Raw genomic sequence first — 17,608 nt, forward strand, 5'->3', positions numbered from 1 at the left:
TAAATAACTAATTATTAAAAATCATGAAAAAAATTTTACTTTTATTAACAGTGTTCACTTGCGGAATTGTGATGGGTCAAGATCCTGTAACAATACTTACAACAAACACTACATGGTCTGGAGATGTTTCTTTGAATGGTAAAGTAGTCGTTGATGCAGGTGTTACCTTAACGATTGAACCTGGAACAGTTGTTAAATCGGCCTTTAAGTCAGACCCTGTTGATGCCGTAGCATTAATTGTGGCAAAAGATGGTACTCTTATCGCTAATGGTACTGCAGCATTACCAATTATATTTACAGCTGAATCTGATCCATTAACTGCTGCTGATGTTGCTGCAGGCACCTACGTAAGCGCTTTTAATTTAGATTTAGGTGGTCTTTGGGGAGGTATTATTCTACTTGGTAACAATGTTACTGGTTCTGGTACTACAGGTACGGATAATATTGAAGGTATTGCTTCAGGTCAAACTTGGACAGAATATGGAGGTACTGCAACAGATGATAGTTCAGGGTCATTAAAATATATTTCTATCCGTCATGGTGGTGCTACTATAGCTAACGGTGATGAAATCAACGGACTAACATTAGGTGGTGTAGGTAACGGTACTATTATTGAAAATATTGAAATTATCTCTAATACCGATGATGGTATAGAGTTTTTTGGTGGTAATGTAAACGTAAACAATCTTCTTGTTTATAACCAAACAGATGATGCTATTGATATCGATCAAGCATACTCAGGTACAATTACTAATGCTTATGTAGCAATGGGTGCTGTTTCTGATAATGTATTTGAAATTGACGGCACTGAGTCTACTGCTACACCTACTGTTACTGGTTCATATACAATCAATGGTGTAACTGCTGTTGGTATTGGGTCTTCTCAAACACAAACCGATCAATATGGTCACTGGAAGTCTGACGCTACAGGAAATAATATGAATATAGTATATAAAGACTTTCAATCAGGAACAACAATTGAAGGGCTTGACCTTGATACATTTGGTTCTTCTCTTACATTTTCTAATGTAGACTTTATTACAACTGATAATTTTGCCACTATCAATATGGCTAGTGATTCACCAAGTGGCGCTTTTACTAGTGCTGAAGCTGAAATACTTTCTGAACAAGTTGTTGGTACTGGTGCTAACACCTGTTCTTTTAGTGAATGGACAGCTTATGCAACTATAGATAGTAACCTTTGTTCTTCTACAGTTGTAGGAGATGGTACTGTTACTATATTAACTTCGGATACTACTTGGTCTGGTGATATAGCATTGGATGGTAAGGTAGTTGTTGAAGCTAACACTACGTTAACAATTCAGCCTGGTACTGTGATTAAAGCTGCTTTTAAATCTGACCCTGTAGATGCTTCCGCTTTAATTATAGCTAAAGATGGTAACATTATAGCTAACGGAACTGAACCATTACCAATTGTATTTACTACTGAATTTGATGCCCTTACTGCTGCAGATGTTGCTGGTGGTGTTTATGTAGCTGATGGTCAAAACTTAGAACTTGGTGGTCTTTGGGGTGGAGTTATTATACTTGGTAACAATGTTACAGGTTCTGGTACAACAGGTACGGATAACATTGAAGGTATTGCTTCTGGGCAAACCTGGACAGAATATGGAGGTACTGCAACTAATGATAGTTCAGGATCATTAGATTATATTTCTATCCGTCACGGTGGAGCTACTATCGCTAATGGTGATGAAATCAATGGTCTTACTTTAGGTGGTGTTGGTAATGGTACTTCTATATCTAACATAGAAATCGTTTCTAATACCGATGATGGAATTGAGTTTTTTGGCGGTAACGTAGATGTTGATAGAATACTCATTTATAACCAAACTGATGATGCAATAGATATTGATCAAGCATACTCAGGTACAATTACCAATGCTTATGTGGCAATGGGTGCCGTTTCTGATAATGTATTTGAAATTGACGGTACTGAGTCTACTGCTACACCAGTTGTTACTGGTTCATACACTATTAATGGAGTAACTGCTATTGGTATTGGATCTTCTCAAACTCAAATCGATCAATATGGTCACTGGAAGTCTGATGCTACAGGAAACAACATGAATATTGTATATAAAGACTTTCAACCAGGAACAACAATTGAAGGTCTTGACCTGGATACATTCGGTTCTTCACTTACATTTTCTAACTTAGATTTTGTTACTACTGATGATTTAGCAACTATTAATATGGCAAGTGACACACCTAGCGCTGCATTCACTAGTGCTCAAGCCGAAATAATTTCTGAACAACTTAGTGGATCAGGATCTACTGAAACACATTTTTACTCTTGGACTGCTTATTTCTATAGTGAAACTGGTACATTAGGCCTTGAAGATGAGTTAGAGCTAGATAGGATTGCAATTTATCCAAACCCTGCTTTAAATAATATAAATGTACGAAGTCAATCTCCAATAGAATCTTTAAAGTTATATAATATATCTGGTCAATTGATTCTGGAAAATAGAAACTCAAATACTATAAATGTTTCTGAATTAACAAATGGAATATATTTATTAGAAGTAGTTTCTGGATCAACAAAAATGATTGAGAGAATTATCAAAAAATAACTACCTCCCTTAAATATTAGAAGAGCTTTAGACACCTAAAGCTCTTCTTTATTTAAAAGGATTTATCCTCCAAACCCCTGAATAACTTTAAATGTAATTACCTACATAATTTTGTAAAATATATAATAACATGAAGTACATTTATGCCTTGTTTTTTTTGGTAGGCCTTAATGCTTTTTCTCAGTCAGTAACAGGAATTGTAATGGATGGAGAATATAATGAACCCTTAGTTTTCGCTAATGTACTTATTAAAGGTACAACTACTGGTACAACAACAGATTTTGATGGGAAATTTGTTTTAGAAGTAGATCCTGGCACATACACATTAGTGTTCTCATTTGTAGGTTATGATACCGTAGAGATTACGGACATTAACGTTGATAACACAACAAAAGAAAATTTTATTGAAGTTACATTATTGCCGTCAGCCAATCAGCTTGATTCTGTAGTAATAACCACAACCTCAAAACGAAATTCTGAAGCCTCTGTTCTAAATCTCCAAAAAAGATCTGTTACTTTAGTTGATGGCCTTTCTATTCAATCCATAAAAAAAAGTGGAGATAGCGACGTTGCAGGTGCTATTAAAAGAGTTCCAGGTATTTCTGTTCAAGGTGGTAAATATGTTTATGTCCGTGGATTAGGAGATCGTTATTCAAAAACCCTGCTAAATGGTATGGAGTTACCTGGTTTAGATCCCGATAGAAACACCATACCAATGGATATATTTCCTACTAATATAATTGAAAATATTTTAGTTAAAAAGTCAGCTTCTGCAGAAATTGGTGCTGACTTCACCGGAGGAACTGTAGATATTACTTTAAAAGATTTTTCTTTTAATCCCACGTATAATGTCAGTTTTAGTGCTGGTTATAACCCTGATATGCATTTCAATTCTAATTTTTTAGAAGACGAAACAAGTAGCACTGATTGGTTAGCAAGAGACGATGGACTTAGAGATTTGCCAATAGACCCTAACTTAGATTTACCTCCTGCACTGCCAAATCCATTAATTAGTGCAGAAGAAGCTGCAGTTCTTACAGATAATACGCGCAAGCTAAATAAAACTTTAGCACCTATTAAAACCAGTAGCAACTTAAATTATAGTTTTGCAGCTTCAGCATCAAATGGCTATAAATTTAAAGAAGATGGAGAAGCTTCAATAGGCTATCTTGCAGCAATAGGCTATAAATCTCAAACCGTATTATATGAGGATTTTTTTCGTGGAAATGCCTTTTTAGTTCCCAATACAGATGGATATATAACAAATGAATACGACTTAAATCAAACTAGTGTACTTGGTAGAACAAATAATTATGTAAGTGCTCTGCTTGGCGTTAGTTTTAAAAATCAAAAAAATAAGATTGGTATAAACTATATTAGCCTATTAAATGGTGAATCTAATGCCCAAAATTTAGAGCGACAATCATTTATTGAAAACCCTTATTTTGGTGTTGGTAGCACAATAACATATACGCAAAGAAAGCTTGTAACTATACCTTTATATGGTAAACATAGTATTGGTAATGGTAATTTTAGAATCAACTGGAAAGTAGCCAAATCTAATTCCACACTTAACGATAAGGATTTTAGACGTACTATTTTTGAAACCGATTCAGATCAAACTTACTTCCAGTTAACTCCTAATACCATAGCAGCACCTTCAAGAACATGGCGTGATCTAGATGAAGAAGGTGTTGTAGGGAAGCTAGATTTTGAACTCGATATCGATGCTAACAGTTTTACAGGGAAACTTGGCCTAGGCGCCTCTTATATTGACAAAGAACGAAACTTTGATTCTAAAAATTTTGATATCTTCTACAGCGGAAATAGTCAAGTTTTAGAAGGCAATCCAAATAATATACTTGCCGATGAGAATATTTGGGTACAATCTGAGACTCCTTTTGAAATATCTGATGGCTCTTATATTCAAGGCGGATTCGAAAGAACAAATATATACTTTTCAGAGTTAGATAATACTGCCTATTACTTTTCTGCTGAATTGAAATTTTCAGATGTTATAAAAGTGGTAATGGGCACAAGATTTGAAACTTTTAGTCTTAGATATACTGGTGAAGATTTGTTCGGCACAGAATTTAATCGCGAAAAATTTATAGATGACAAAGATGCTTTTAGTAACATCAACCTTATAATTTCTCCTAATGAAAAGAGTAATATTAGAATATCTTACTATAAAACAACTGCAAGACCATCATTTAAAGAAGCATCAACTGCCTTTTTAGTAGATCCTGTTCAAGAACAAATTTTTGTTGGAAATCCTGATATACAATCTGCATATATAGACAACTACGACTTACGCTACGAATATTTTGGAAAAAAGAATCAGATGTTCGCTATTAGTCTGTTTGCAAAGCAATTTGAGGACCCTATTGAAGTCGCCGTAGTGAGTGAAAACACACCAAACGATTTTACAGTGGTAAATAACGAAGAAGCCACGGTTTTAGGGATAGAATTAGAAGTAAGAAAAAATATATTAACCACTGATAAATTAACGCTTAATTTCAGTGCAAATGGATCTTACATAGATGCTAAACAAACCATGAGTGATGCTGAATATGAAAGCCGATTGGTAATAGCCGAAAATAATGGAGAAACAATCGATAGAGAACGAGAACTTCAAGGGCAATCTCCTTATATGATAAATGCAGGATTGGTAGGTAAGCTTGCCGAAAGTGAGCTAGAAGCTGGTCTTTTTTATAATGTTCAAGGCCAAACATTACAAATCGTAGGATTTGGAACATTAACTGACGTTTACACAGAACCTTTTAATAACTTGGATCTATCGATTTCAAAAGTTTTTAGTAGTAAAAAAGTTAAGAAAAAAGTTTCATTTAAAATGAAAAATTTATTGCAAGACAAACGCCAAAGCTTTTATGTTTTCAACGACAAAAGAGAGGAGCTTTTTAGTAGTTATTCTCCAGGTATATTGTTGTCTTTAGGCGTGAGTTTGGAATTTTAAATAAAACAGCTATCCTAAAATAAAAAAAGAAGCACCTTAATATTAAGGTGCTTCTTTTTTTAATCTAATAATATAATTCTCCAATAATTAAGAATTATAGAATTTATTTAGTACTTCTTTTAATTTAAGATTTGTTTATTATCTAAACTTTAATTTTTATTCCAATTTATTAAAACAATCTAACCTTTAAATTACAATTAGATAATCTCGAGATAACATTGAAAAGCAAAAATCGTAGTTTCTTTGCACCTCAAATACAAAAACTAAACACTGTATAATAAAACTAAACTCATGAAAAAATTACTTTTAATCACATTAGTCGCTTCATCTCTAGTATTCACTAGCTGTTTTAAAGATGATGATACACCTATTATTATAGAAGAAACTACTATCTATATTAACGATAGTGGAGATGACACCACTGAATGTCCTACGGTTGCTGTTACAGGAGCAATTACTGAAGATACAACTTGGACTGCTGATAATATTTACCAATTAAACCAAAAGGTAGTAGTAAGCGAAGGTGTTATTTTAACAATTGAGCCTGGTACTATTGTAAAAGGTTCTGCTGGTACAGGTTCTTTAGCTTCTGCTTTAATTGTTGCTAGAGGTGCAACTTTAAACGCTCAAGGTACTGCAGACCAACCAATTATTTTTACATCTACAAGTGATGATATTTCTTGTGGTGAAACTGCAGGTACTAACTTAGATCAAGACGATAGAGGTCTTTGGGGTGGATTAATTGTTTTAGGTTATGCACCATGTTCTTTTTCTGGTGATATTACTGAAGCTCAAATTGAAGGAATTCCTGCTGCCGATACTTTTGGTCTTTACGGCGGAACTGATGCAGATGATAGCTCTGGAGTTTTACAATACATCTCTATACGTCATGGTGGTGCTTTAATTGGAGAAGGTAACGAAATTAACGGATTAACACTTGGTGGTGTTGGTACAGGTACTATTATCAATAACATAGAGGTTGTTGCTAACGTTGATGATGGTATTGAATTTTTTGGTGGAACTGTAGATGCTACTAACTTATTAGTTTGGGCTCAAGGTGATGATGCTTTAGATATTGACCAAGCTTATTCTGGTACTATTGATAACGCTGTAGTTGTATTAGGAGATTTTTCTGATCACGCTTTTGAAATTGATGGTCCTGAAGGAACTGCAACTGGTTCATTTACTTTACAAAATGCAACTATTATAGGTAACACAGTTACAGAAAATGGTGAGTACGCTGATTACAGAAGTAACGCTATGGGAACAACAAGTAATATATACGCTTACGGTTTTAAAGATTCTTCTGATGTAGAATTAGATAACGACGGTGTTGCTACAAACTATAATGATGGATTAATAGTATTTGGAGCATGGGAAATTGTTTTACCAACTGGTGTAACAAGTGCTGCTGATATATTTGTAAACAAAGCAGAAACTGTAACCGTAACTGGTTTAGGTTCTACAGCAACAGCTGTAACGGCAGGTTCTCAAACCGTAGGAGCTACAACAGCTAACTTAAGCTGGACTTACGCTAATGCAACTGCAGGCTTAGGATTCTAAAAATCACTAATAACTTTATGCCCATCGATTATTTATTAATCGATGGGCTATTTAAATATTAATATGAAAAACATACAAAAAGTTTTAATTTTTGTTTTCTTTCTAACTTCGTTTTTTTCCTTTGCACAAGGTATTGTTACTGGTACTATTATAGATGATGAATTTAGTGAACCAATGGCCTTTTCTAATGTTTTAGTAAAAGGAACTTCTATTGGCGTTAGTTCTGACTTTGATGGAAAATATCAATTAGAGTTAGAAGAAGGGACTTACACCTTAGTGTTTTCATTTGTTGGCTACACCACTAAAGAAATCACAGATGTAGTAATTAAAAATGGAGAAACTGTAATTTTAGATGTTCTTTTAGAAACAAATTCTTTAGACACCGTTGTTATAACGACATCTACAAAAAGAAATACAGAAAGTGCTGTTCTTAATCTTCAGAAAAAATCTGTCGTAGTTATGGATGGTATTTCTGCACAAGCAATTAAAAACTCAGGTGCAAGTAATGTTGCAAGCGCAGTAAAAAGTGTACCAGGTGTCTCAATACAAGGAGGAAAATATGTTTATGTACGTGGTTTAGGAGATAGGTATACTAAATCTATTTTAAACGGCATCGACATTCCTGGTCTAGATCCAGATAGAAATACAATTCAGATGGATTTATTCCCAACTAATATTCTTGAAAATGTTATTGTCTTAAAATCAGCAGCTGCAATTTATCCTGCAGATTTTACAGGTGGATTGGTAAATATTGTAACAAAAGATTTTCCTACTCAAGCGGAATATTCAGTTTCATTAGGTTTGGGTTATAATCCTGATATGCATTTTAATGACAATTATTTAACGTCTTCAGGAAGTGATACTGATATTTTTGGATATGATGATGGTACACGAGACCTACCAATAAATAGATACCAACAAATACCTGGTACTTTTGATGATAGATTATTACTAACTACATTAACTGATAGATTTTCAAAAGAATTAAGAGCTAAACAAGAAAAAAGCGGAATGAACTATAGTTTTGGGTTCTCTTTAGGAAATCAATTCGATGTAGGTGATAACAAAATAGGTTATTTAGCTTCGTTTTCTTACAAAAACGAAACTACATTTTATAAAAACCGTGAAGACGGGGCCTTTGTAAAAAACTTCTCTGATTCTTCCATCAATGAGTTGAGCTCTGTTTTTGACTCTAAAGGTTCAGAAGGTATAAATAATGTTATACTTAACGGAATGTTAGGCCTAACATACAAAACAGATTTATCTAAATATAAGATTAATTTTCTGCACATTCAGAATGGAGAATCTGGCGCAGGTTTTTATAACCAAATTATATCACAAGATGCCGTAGGTGGTGGTTTAGAACCATTAACTAAAAATGCCATTGTTTACACTGAACGCTCTGTAACAAATTTAATATTCTCTGGTCAACACCGATTAAGTACTGAAGAAAATCCATTTAATTTAGAATGGAAAATAGCACCAACTTTCTCTAAAGTAATGGATAAAAATCATAGAATTACGCCATTACAACAAGCAGATAATGGTGATTCATTTATTAGTCCATCGGCTTCAACTTTTCCAATTCAATTGTGGAGAAACTTAGTTGAAGAAAGCTGGTCTGGCAAAGTAGATTTAGATAAAAATGTTGAGATGTTTGGACGCAGTGCAAAACTTAATTTTGGAGGAGCGTATACCTATAAATTTAGAGATTTTAGCATCGATGATTATACGTTTAACATTGCAGGCGATGATGCATTTATTGCTAGTGGTGATGTTGATCAGTTATTAAATTCTGATAATATCTGGACACCTTCAACAGATAATGGAACACATTTAGTATTTGGTGATCAATTTAATGCTAATGATGCTTATGAGGGTGAACAAAATATTGCTGCAACTTATTTTTCAGCAGAGTTTAGTTTAGCCGAAAAATTAAAAACAGTTTTAGGTGTAAGAACAGAATATTTTGGTTCTTATTATACAGGTCAAAACAATACTGTTGTTTATGATAGAGAACCTATCTTAGATGAGTTTGATGTATTTCCTTCTGCCAATTTAATTTACGCTGTAAATGATGATATAAACATAAGAGCATCTTATGGTAGAACAACAGCAAGGCCATCTTTTAAAGAAGCTTCTGTTGCACAAATATTTGACCCAATTACAAGTCGTTTATTTATTGGTAATATTGATTTAGTACCTACTTACATAAACAACTATGATTTAAGATTTGAACGCTTTGGAGAAAACGGACAAATGTTTGCTGTTAGTGGTTTCTATAAAGACCTTACTGATCCAATTGAGCAATCATTCTTTTTACAAGCACCTACGCAGATAACAGTTGACAATTTAGGTAATGCTACTGTTTACGGTATTGAATTTGAACTTAGACAACGTCTAGGATTTATTTCAGAAGGTTTAAATGACTTAAAAGTCAATGCTAACATCTCTTTTATGAAATCTGAATTAACAATGTCTGATGGTGAATTTGAAAGCCGTACACTAGCCGCTAGAGATGGCGAAACCGTAGAACGCGAAAGAGATTTGCAAGGCCAAGCACCATATTTGGTAAATGTTGGTTTAGATTATAATAATTCAGACTTAGGTCTACAAACTGGATTATACTACAACGTACAAGGTGCAACTTTAGAAGTTGTTGGTATTGGATTAGTGCCAGATGTATATACACAGTCTTTTGATAGTCTAAACTTTACACTTAACAAAACATTAGGTGAGAGCAAAAAATCTACGATAGACTTAAAAGTAACTAATATTTTAGGTAGTGAAAGATTAAGTGAATACGAATCTTACAAAGCTGCTAATCAAACCTTCTCTTTAAGAGAACCAGGTACTGAGATATCTTTAGGTTATTCTTTTAAATTCTAAGGGCAAAAGAACACATAATTCCTAAAATCAAAAAAGGCTTTCTGATTACTCAGAAAGCCTTTTTTACTTTAATAATAAATATTATTTATTAATGGCAACCTTAGTTTTATTGTTCCATTTGTTAACAGTAATAATTTTAGAATCAATATAATCTACTTCTTTTAAAGAATCACCTTCCCAGAAAAACCATTTACCAACTTTTTTACCATCTTCATAAGTACCAACTGCTATTTTGTTTCCATCAGCATCAAAACTTGTCCACTCACCTTGTAACTTTCCGTCTGCATTAAAAGCACCTTTCTGTTGTACTTCTCCATTATCATGGTAATAAGTTGCGATTGTTAAATCACCTTTCTTCTCTAATTTTGGTTCTGTAATATCTTGAGCATATGTAAAACCAACACTCAACATTATTAATAATATAATTAACTTTTTCATATCTATTTGGGATTTTATTAATGTTTACATTACAAACATAACATTTTTTTTACACTAAAACAACATTTACGTAACATTTAGTTAACATTAGATTGCTTTTAGTTTGATTATCAGTCGTTTAGTAAATTAACATTCCGCCATCAGCTCAATTGTAAGTTTTAGACTGCACAATAAAACCTTTGTTTTACCCACTAAGTAAAAAATAATTAAATTTGAATTATAAATAATAGCCCCCTATTTTAGTTATTATGTGGTACTCTCAATTCTTCCTAAAGTTTTGCTTTATTTGCTTATTAATGCAATTATCTTTTCAATTTGCAATTGCACAGACAAAAAACGAAAAAGAAGAACGTACACAATTATCAGAATTTCCAAAACTCGCCAAAAACACTATTAGTAAGCTTCCTAAAAATTGTAAACGTTTTAAGTATTACTTTGAAACAGATGGTGACCAATTGAGTTTTGAAGTGAAATTTACATTCAACAAAAGACGTTACAGTCTAGAGTTTTTAGATGACGGCCACATAGCAGATATAGAATCTATTGTTAAACTAAGGCATATACCTACATCCATCAGACAGAATATAAATTCTTATTTTAAACTCACATTTAAAACTTATAAACTTATAAAACTTCAAAATCAATATGTCTATAACTCAGAGCGTAACCCATCACAATTTGTATATGATGTTTTACTAAAAAAACATAATACGCCTCCTAATTATGAAATTATTGCAGAAGTTAAAATAGACAAGCAAAGAGAACTCAGAGAATTTACCTTTAATAACAAAGGAGAATTTATTAATTACAGAATTGTAAACCAAGATTCTTATGAGCATGTCCTATACTAAAAACAGCTTAACTGTTTTTTTTACTTTACTAGCCTCAAATCTGTATACTCAAAATAATTTTGAAGGCTTAGGTGAAACTGGTATCTCCATAAATCATAAAGTAAACAGTAGTTATAAATTTAATTTTTCGGCCCGTTCACGTTATTATTTATACCAAGATGATAATTTCGGTTTTAGTAATCGGCAATTAGATTTTGTTCATTTTTCTACATTAAACGTAGATTATAATCACAGTTTAAGTTTGGGCGTGCAGTATAGATTAAGAGAAACTATAGATGGTGCAAATGATGAATTAAGACTAACGCAGCAATTTAATTATACTAAACATCGAAATACGGTTCGTTTTGGCCATCGTGTTAGATTTGAGCAACGAATTTTAGAAAATTTCACTATTTTTAGAACACGTTATCGTTTTGCTTTAGATTTTCCTCTTATTGGAGAAAAACTAAATATTGGCGAGTATTATTTAATAACTTCTACGGAATTATTATTAAGTTTAAGTAATGTAATGAAACCAGAAATAGACCATAGAACAACAGCACAAATCGGTTGGCTATTATCGAAAAAAACTAAAATTCAGTTTGGTTTAGAATACCGATTTGAAGCTTTTAACATAAATACAGCTAACAAACTTTATGTTTTAACGTCATATATCCTTAAGGTGTAAGACATATTTAACTGTTAATAAATCAATTATAGAAACAAAACAACAACTTTCAATAATAACAATAAGATAACATTATGTTTAGAATAAATAAGGTACTTTGCGTTCAATTTTTAGTGACCTTTTAAATGGAAAACTTATATCTATATATGCTTGCTGCACTGGCGTTTTTGGCCGTAGCAGACTTAGTAGTTGGTGTTAGTAATGATGCTGTTAATTTTTTAAATTCTGCTATAGGATCTAAAGCAGTTTCCTTTAAAACTATAATGATTGTCGCTAGTCTTGGTGTTGCCGTAGGTGCGTTAACATCTAGTGGAATGATGGAAGTAGCTAGAAAAGGAATATTTAATCCTGGTGAGTTTATGTTTAATGAAATTATGGTCATTTTTATGGCTGTAATGCTCACAGATATTTTGCTTTTAGATTTTTTCAATACTTTAGGTATGCCTACCTCAACAACAGTATCTATCGTTTTTGAATTACTAGGTGCATCTGTAGCCGTTGCTTTAATCAAAATATATGGTGATAGCACTCAATCTATAACAGACTTATCAGTTTATATAAACAACTCTAAAGCCATAGAAATTATATTAGGAATTCTGCTTTCTGTAGTGGTAGCCTTTTCTGTTGGTGCCATAATTCAATATACATCGAGATTACTTTTATCATTTAAATTTCAAGAAAAACCAGCATGGTATGGTGCTATTTTTAGCGGAATAGCAACGTCTTCAATTTTATATTTTATTCTCATAAAAGGTATTAAGAATGCTAGTTTTATGAATGCCGATATTAAATTTATTATATCTACAAACCCAGTTGCTTTAATAGGCATTAGCTGTTTAGTACTCACAATAATTTCTTACCTACTTATAAGCTTCTTTAAAACTAACATTTACACGCTAATTATAGTAGTCGGTACGTTTGCATTAGCTGTTGCGTTTGCAGGTAATGATTTAGTAAATTTTATAGGCGTACCAATTGCCGCCTTAAACTCTTACGAAGCCTGGTCTGCAAGTGGCGCGTTGCCAAACAAATATGTAATGACCGCTTTAGGTGAACCCGTACAAACACAGCCTTTTTTATTACTTATTGCTGGTCTTATTATGGTGTTAACCTTATGGTTTTCTAGTAAAGCTAAAGCCGTAGTAAAAACCTCAGTAGATTTATCTAGACAAGATGATATTAAAGAGCGTTTTGAACCTAATTTTTTATCTCGAAGCATCGTTAGATTTTCTATATCAGCATCAGACAGTCTAAATGCTATACTTCCCAATTCTTATAAAGAATGGACAGAAAAGCAGTTTGTAAAACCTAAAGTAATTGTAAAAGAACAAGACCTACCTGCCTTTGATTTAGTGAGAGCAGCTGTTAATTTAATGGTAGCTAGTGTTTTAATTTCTATTGCAACATCACTTAAATTACCACTATCAACAACTTATGTTACCTTTATGGTGGCTATGGGTACATCTTTAGCAGACAGAGCTTGGGGAAGCGAAAGTGCTGTTTACCGAGTTGCAGGTGTACTAAATGTTATTGGTGGCTGGTTCTTTACAGCATTTAGCGCTTTTGTTGCTGCTGCAATTATGGCTTACATTTTATATCATGGCGAAGGCTATGCGTTAGTTGGCTTACTTGTGTTAGCTGTACTTTTATTAATACGCAGTTACATGTCTCATATTAAAAAGTCTAAAGTATTAAAAGAAGTAGATCAGTTAGAAAAAGCTGAAAGCAGTTCTACACAAGGTGTAATCCAAGAGAGCGCAGGTAACATTGCTAGTGTAGTAAGACGAGGAAATAAAATTTATACATCTGCTATAAACGGCCTTGCTATTCAAGATTTGAAACTTTTAAAGAAAAATAGAAAACAAATAGATAAGCTTTCTAATGAAATAGATGATTTAAGAGATCATATTTTCTACTTTATTAAAAATCTTGAAGAACCAAGTTTAGTAGCAAGTAATTTCTATATTAATATATTAGGGTATTTACAAGATATGACGCAATCTTTAGATTATATTTCTAAAGTAAGTCATAAGCATATTAATAATAACCATAAGAAATTAAAGTTTAGCCAAATTAAAGAGTTAAAAGAACTAGATGCTCGTATGGAAGCGTTATTTTCTAAAACACAAATCGCTTTTGAATCTCGCTCTTTTGAACAAATTGGCGCTGTATTAGCTGAAAAAACTGATGTTTATAAATTAGTTAAAGAAAAAATTCAAAAACAAGTAGAACGCACCAGAAGCGAAGAATCTAGTCCTAAAAACACTACACTATATTTTAGTCTTTTATTAGAAACTAAAGACCTATTAACAGCTACAATGAATCTTCTTGAAGAATATTTTGGTGCACACGACAGTTCAGTGGAACCTGCAAAATTAACACAACAGGAAGAAGAGTAAAAAAACTTATACTTTGTAAAAAGCCCAATATGAATGTATTGGGCTTTTTTTATGTGAAATTGTTAATTAATTAAACTTTTCAACGTCCAAAACGTTCGTTTCATCGTATATAACACCATAAAACGATAATAACCAAAAACAATAAAATGAAGAAAATTTCAATCTTATTAGTAACAGCAATTTTATTAAGTTCATGTGTGTCTAAGAAAAAATATGTAGCGCTAGAGCAGCAACATGGTGAAACTGTTAGTGAACTGACTAAAACACGAGTAGAGAAAGAAGAGTTAGAAAATAAATTTGCTAAAATTGAAGCACGTGTAAACGAATACAACGCTAAAATTCAATCTTTAAATAGTGATGTTGAAGGGTTAACTTTAGAAAACAAATCTAAATTTCAAGTATCGGAAGATGGTACAGTTGCTTCTGTTGCCAGCAAAGAAAAAATGCGTGCAACATTACAAAATGTAAGTGCCGAAAAATTAGCAGGTGCTAAAACCTTAAAGGATTCTATGAACTTAGCAGTTCAGTATAACTTAAGTAAAGCTATAAATACTAGTGACCTTAATGAAGAAGGCGATATGGTTGTAGATATTAACGAGACTGTAGTTATGATCTCTATTGATGATGATATGCTATTTAACACAGCAAGTTACAGAGTAAGCAATAAAGCAGATAATATTTTACAGAGATTGGCAGACGTTATTAACTCTGAGCCAAGCTTAGACGTTATGGTAGAAGGCCATACAGACTCTAGATCTATTAATACAGAAAAAGTATCGGATAACTGGGAATTAAGTGTGTTAAGAGCAACATCTGTTGTTAAAAGATTACAAAATAAATTTAAAGTGGCTCCAGAACAATTAATTGCATCTGGCCGTAGTAGCTACCAACCTTTAGTAGATAACAACACTAGTGCTAATAGAGCTAAAAACAGAAGAACACGCATTATTTTAATGCCAAACATTGATAAGTTTTTTGCCTTAATGGAAGAGAAATAAGAAGCAAATCTTTAAAGATATTATTAAAGCATCCTACCGTTAAAAGCGGTATTGGATGCTTTTTTTATGCCCAAATTTGTACATTGTAGAAAATAATTATTAATGAAGTCATTTTTTACAATCATTTTATTCTGTTTTAGTTTCACGTGCTTAGCTCAAAACATCACCTCAAAAGAAATTCTACAAAACACCATTAAGTATCAAGATCCAAATGGTAATTGGCAAAACTTTAATGAAACCTTTACGGTGGTAATGACCACACCTAAATCTTCTAATCGAAAAAGTGTTATTACAATTAATTTACCCAAAGAGAAATTTAAAGTTACCGCGACTAAAGACAGCATTACTACAACTTATAGTTTAGATAAGAGCCAATGCCAACTACAGTATAATGGTAAAGTATTAGATAGTGTTTCTGCCAAAACAAAAAAGATGAGTTGTGGTAGAGCTTTTCTTTATAAAAACTACTACACCTATCTTTATGGTTTGCCAATGAAACTAAAAGATTCTGGTACTAACCTCAGCGATAAGGTAGAAAAGAAAACCTTTAAAGGCAAAGAGTATTTGGTTTTAAAAGTTACCTATGATGAAGCCGTAGGAAGCGATGTATGGTACTTTTATATTAATCCTGAAACATATGCTTTAGAAGTCTACCAATTCTTTAAAACCGACGATAATGGAGAAATAAAACCAGAGTCTGGAGAATACATTTTACTTTCTGAAGAAGTCATTATAAATGACATTAAAATACCTAAAGTACGCGCTTGGTATTATAATAAAGATGATAAATATTTGGGGACTGATACATTGATAGAGGATTAATAAATCTATTCTTTATTGAATAAATAAAGCATCTCAGAAATGAGATGCTCTTCTATATATTAAAGAATTTTTCTTAATGGAGATGCGCTGTTATATGGGACTTGTCCTGATGGAATCCATCTACAAGTATCCTTTAAATGTCTAACCTGATCATCAAAGAATATCTGAGCACCAAAAGATTGAAGAATTTTTCGCTTAGGCCAACCACCTAAAAAATAAACTTCGTCAACATAAACTCCCCATTTTCTGAGAGTTTTTATAACTCTTAAATGTGATGGAGCATTTCTAGCAGTAACAATTGCAATTCTAAGTGGAGACAATTCAATTCGTTCAGGTAATTCTGATTGAATATTAGATAGTTTTTTTAATAAAGATGCGAATGGTCCCTCTTTTAGAGGTTCATTTTCATGTTTCTGTTCAAATTGATGAAAAGAAGCCATACCTTCTGTTTTATATCTCAATTCAGATTCTTCGGAAAACAATACCGCATCTGCATCAAAAGCTATTTTAACTCTATCATCAGTATTTTGATAGTCTAAAGGACTATCCATAATAGTCGCTGCTGCACATAAACCACTATCTATTACAATTTGAACATCAGTTTCATTCTTAGATAAAAATAAATCTATATAGTAACCATCAATCAAGTTTTGATTTAATGGTTCACCGCCTGTAAAAGCCATTCTCGTTATATCTAAGTCATAATTATTTAAAGAGTTCAACATCCTCATTCCTGTTTCAGGGCTATTTTTAGACATAATTACTACTTCTATAATTTTATTCTTAGTCAATTGGTTTAAGTTAAGAATATTCTTAATTAAATGAAATGCTGAGCCAGGTTTTAATGGTTTCTCTTCATTTTGTAACTGATATTTACGATACGCTTCGATTCCTTTGTTTTCAAAAATTAAGTTTTCTTCTTCTAAATCAAAGAGCGCTCTAGATGAGACTCCTATTACTAATACATTATTTAAATCTAATGCCATATTATTGTTTGTTTTTAAGTGTATTTGGACACTTGTTAATAAAAAAATAATTAGCAGAACTATTTGTCTTGTCAAAAAGATTTCAATTCAGTACTTTTGAAGCATGAAAAGGAGGTGAGGTATTCCTCAATCTTTTTTAATTATTTGGCCTCGAAACCAATTAATACATAATGACAAAAATTGGGAGGTTCTGCAAAACCGTCCCTTTTTTTTTTACCTCTACTTTATATTTTGAGGTTATTATTTGTTTTAAACTCTATATTTTTCTAATACAATTAAGCTTAAGTTTTATCCTTTGATAATATACTATAGCTTTATATAACTTTTTTATATATAAATCACTAACTTTCAGTATTTTAAGTTGGTATTAGTGATTTAAAATTTTGCGTTAAAAAACCACCTATATTTCAAGGCGGTTTTT

At 32.3% G+C, this 17,608-nt stretch carries 11 protein-coding genes; 9 read left to right on the forward strand and 2 right to left on the reverse strand.

Annotation, left to right across the window (positions count from 1 at the left end; translation table 11 throughout):
* Positions 1 to 23 precede the first annotated feature (23 nt).
* The 4 genes from GN138_RS12795 (at position 24) to GN138_RS12810 (ending at position 10,026) form a co-directional block, all read left to right on the forward strand.
* On the forward strand, positions 24 to 2,597 hold the full coding sequence (locus GN138_RS12795; RefSeq protein WP_157364398.1) for a T9SS type A sorting domain-containing protein: 2,574 nt from the start codon (positions 24 to 26) through the stop codon (positions 2,595 to 2,597).
* A gap of 130 nt (positions 2,598 to 2,727) precedes the next feature.
* Positions 2,728 to 5,574, forward strand: coding sequence for a TonB-dependent receptor (locus GN138_RS12800; RefSeq protein WP_157364399.1), 2,847 nt, complete (start codon positions 2,728 to 2,730; stop codon positions 5,572 to 5,574).
* A gap of 291 nt (positions 5,575 to 5,865) precedes the next feature.
* On the forward strand, positions 5,866 to 7,137 hold the full coding sequence (locus tag GN138_RS12805) for a hypothetical protein (RefSeq protein WP_157364400.1): 1,272 nt from the start codon (positions 5,866 to 5,868) through the stop codon (positions 7,135 to 7,137).
* Between the two features lie 63 nt (positions 7,138 to 7,200).
* Positions 7,201 to 10,026 carry a TonB-dependent receptor gene (locus tag GN138_RS12810; protein WP_157364401.1) on the forward strand — a complete coding sequence of 942 codons (2,826 nt, stop codon included), beginning with the start codon at positions 7,201 to 7,203 and terminating at the stop codon, positions 10,024 to 10,026.
* 81 nt (positions 10,027 to 10,107) lie between these two features.
* On the opposite strand, the gene GN138_RS12815 is transcribed toward GN138_RS12810, so the two are convergent.
* Positions 10,108 to 10,464: a toxin-antitoxin system YwqK family antitoxin gene (locus GN138_RS12815; RefSeq protein WP_157364402.1), complete on the reverse strand. Its 357-nt coding sequence runs from the start codon at positions 10,462 to 10,464 to the stop codon at positions 10,108 to 10,110.
* A gap of 296 nt (positions 10,465 to 10,760) precedes the next feature.
* Here GN138_RS12815 and GN138_RS12820 point away from each other — a divergent pair, with 296 nt between their 5' ends.
* The 5 genes from GN138_RS12820 to GN138_RS12840 all read left to right on the forward strand — a co-directional run bounded on the left by GN138_RS12820 (position 10,761) and on the right by GN138_RS12840 (position 16,201).
* The gene (locus tag GN138_RS12820) at positions 10,761 to 11,315 is read left to right on the forward strand and encodes a hypothetical protein (RefSeq protein ID WP_157364403.1); all 555 of its coding nucleotides are present in this window, start codon (positions 10,761 to 10,763) and stop codon (positions 11,313 to 11,315) included.
* On the forward strand, positions 11,296 to 11,982 hold the full coding sequence (locus GN138_RS12825) for a DUF2490 domain-containing protein (protein WP_157364404.1): 687 nt from the start codon (positions 11,296 to 11,298) through the stop codon (positions 11,980 to 11,982). The genes GN138_RS12820 and GN138_RS12825 overlap by 20 nt, the downstream gene beginning before the upstream one ends.
* A 125-nt stretch (positions 11,983 to 12,107) precedes the next feature.
* Positions 12,108 to 14,381, forward strand: a complete 2,274-nt coding sequence (locus GN138_RS12830) for an inorganic phosphate transporter (protein WP_157364405.1) — start codon at positions 12,108 to 12,110, stop codon at positions 14,379 to 14,381.
* Between the two features lie 146 nt (positions 14,382 to 14,527).
* A complete protein-coding gene (locus GN138_RS12835; protein ID WP_157364406.1) occupies positions 14,528 to 15,379 on the forward strand; it encodes an OmpA/MotB family protein in 852 nt (283 codons plus the stop codon).
* 102 nt (positions 15,380 to 15,481) lie between these two features.
* Positions 15,482 to 16,201: a DUF6503 family protein gene (locus GN138_RS12840; protein ID WP_157364407.1), complete on the forward strand. Its 720-nt coding sequence runs from the start codon at positions 15,482 to 15,484 to the stop codon at positions 16,199 to 16,201.
* 59 nt (positions 16,202 to 16,260) lie between these two features.
* On the opposite strand, the gene GN138_RS12845 is transcribed toward GN138_RS12840, so the two are convergent.
* Positions 16,261 to 17,187, reverse strand: a complete 927-nt coding sequence (locus GN138_RS12845) for a 5'-nucleotidase (RefSeq protein WP_157364408.1) — start codon at positions 17,185 to 17,187, stop codon at positions 16,261 to 16,263.
* Positions 17,188 to 17,608 lie beyond the last annotated feature (421 nt).

The sequence above is a fragment of the Winogradskyella endarachnes genome (assembly GCF_009741275.1).
Taxonomy (GTDB): domain Bacteria; phylum Bacteroidota; class Bacteroidia; order Flavobacteriales; family Flavobacteriaceae; genus Winogradskyella; species Winogradskyella endarachnes.